This is a genomic window from Microvirga arabica, from assembly GCF_016811235.1.
GTDB classification, from domain to species: Bacteria; Pseudomonadota; Alphaproteobacteria; order Rhizobiales; family Beijerinckiaceae; genus Microvirga; species Microvirga arabica.
In genome coordinates, this window is the sequence record NZ_JAFBID010000173.1 from 1 (window position 1) to 2,247 (window position 2,247).

Below are 2,247 nucleotides of genomic sequence, written 5' to 3' on the forward strand. Positions count from 1 at the left end.
TTGCTCCTGTCGCGCCACACGGCGTATCACCGGCCAAGACTCTAACAGCGGCTGGATGAAACTTCAGGGGCAGGTCATGGACGAAACAGGTTCGATCTGCCGGGAGACGAAAGTCCCCAGTCATCCGGACGATCTCGCTCGCGCTTTGCAGGATCCGACCTGGCGGCTGGCCCGGATCGGGCTTGAGGCCGGTCCCTTGTCGCAGTGGCTGTTCAGCGGATTGGCGCAAGCAGGTTTGCCGGTGATCTGCATCGAGACGCGGCATACGAAGGCGTTTCTCAAGGCGCAGGTGAACAAGACTGACCGCAACGATGCCCGCGGCATTGCCCAGATGATGCGGGTCAACCTGTTCCGGCCGGTCCATGTCAAGACGCTGACAAGCCAGCACCGCCGGGCTCTGCTAACTGCCCGCAAGCTGCTGCAGGAAAAGGCGATTGCGATCGAGAACGACATTCGTGGTCTGCTGCGCAACTTCGGTCTCAAGGTTGGCATAGTCGGGCCAGTGGGGTTTGACACCCGGATCCGGGAACTCGTGGACGACATGCCCGAACTGGCGCAGATCGCCGTATCCCTGCTCGCCGCCAGGCAGACGCTGCGGGAAGAACTGTCCCGCCTTCACCGGAAAGTACTGGCGATCGTCAAAGATGATGGCACCTGCCGGCGCCTGATGACGGTTCCGGGTGTCGGACCTGTCGTTGCCCTGGCGTTTACCAGCACCATCGATGTGCCGGCCCGCTTCAGGAACTCGAAGGCTGTTGGCGCCGCCCTGGGGTTAACGCCAGTGCTCAAGGAATCAGGAGAAAGCAAGCGCATCGGATGCGTCTCCCTGTGCGGAGACGGAATGATGCGAACGCTGCTCTATGAAGCAGCGCAGGTTATGCTCACCCGCGTGAAGAAGTAGTCCTAGCTGAAAGCCTGGGCAATGAACATCGCCAAGCGAGGCAGCCTGCGCAAGGCGATCGTCGCGTTGGCCCGGCGCCTGGCCGTCATCATGCACCGGATGTGGAGCGATGGGACAGAGTTCCGCTGGAGCAGGGATGACGCTATGGCCTATGTCTGATCCGACGGCGAGGTCTCAACGATAGAGGGAGTATTGCAAGTTCCACCCTCCGGTGGACAGGTGTCCTTCGCGGGACGAAGGATGAGGCCAGAGCGTGCCGGGACTTGGTCGGGCGTGTCACCACGTTCAGACTGCTGTTTAGATTGCTCGCCTCATTCTCCTGATCCCATGCTGGGACGGCTTGAGAGCCGATCCCGAAGAGAAGCAAGGCCTCGCGAAGAACATTGGACACTGTTGTGTCGGACAGTTCGGAAGGCGCTTGACTTCAACCCGCCGAATAGAGAAGGCTCGCTTGTAAAGATTTTGCAGATGTACTCGTAGGGGGTGAGGCCGCGCAGGGTCTAGAGCCTTCGGGCGAAGTTGTAGGCGGCGAGGAAGTCGCCCAGGTGACCCCGCAGCTGGTCATGGGTGTCGTAGTAGTAGCGCCTGACGGTGGCGTCCTTGAGGGTCCGGTTCATGCGCTCAACCTGTCCGTTCGTCCAGGGATGGCGCGGTTTGGTCAGGCGGTGATCGATGTCGTTCTGGGCACAGGCGAGCTCGAACGAGTGTGCCCGGAAGATCTCGCCGCGGGCCATCGCTTCTTTGATCAGAGGGGCGGCTGAACTGATGTCGCCCGGTGTGGTGAAGTGGGTGCCGTTGTCGGTGAGAACCGTGTGGATCTTGTACGGCACAGCCGTAATCAGCGCGCGCAGAAAGTCGCCCGCCACACTCCGGGTGGCTTTCCCATGCAGTTGGGCAAAGGCGAGCTTGGACGTGCGATCAATGGCGACAAACAGGTAGAGCCTCCCTTCTTCCGTGTGCACCTCGGCGATGTCGATATGACCCGAAGGGCCGCGTCAGCGAATGTAGCCGATCGGGTAGCTCTTGAACTTCTTCTTGGCGGGCTTGTCGCCGGTCACCTCGGGTAAGCGGCTGATGCCATGCCGCTGCAGGCAACGATGCAGGGAGGGGCGCGTCAGGTGCGGGATGGTGGGCAGGAGGGCGTACAGGCAATCGTCCAGCGGCAGCAGGGTATGCCGGCGGAAGGCGACGACGATCGCCTCTTCCTGGACCGAGAGCACCGTGGAATGCGGTGCTCTCGGCCCCGTCGGGCGATCTGCGGAGGTCTCCCGATCATTTCCAGAAGGTCACGCGCAGCTATCGACCCGGCCTGTTCCACACCTATGCGGTGCCGGACCTGCCGCGCA

2 pseudogenes are annotated in these 2,247 nt (G+C 61.8%); one reads left to right on the forward strand and one right to left on the reverse strand.

The window, feature by feature from the left end:
* Nucleotides 1–55: 55 nt before the first annotated feature.
* Nucleotides 56–1,060 (forward strand): annotated as a pseudogene (locus tag JQC81_RS32210) (IS110 family RNA-guided transposase).
* 152 nt (nt 1,061–1,212) lie between these two features.
* Here the strand turns inward: JQC81_RS32210 and JQC81_RS32215 are convergent.
* Nucleotides 1,213–2,172, reverse strand: a pseudogene (locus JQC81_RS32215) (IS481 family transposase); the annotation flags it as partial.
* Nucleotides 2,173–2,247 lie beyond the last annotated feature (75 nt).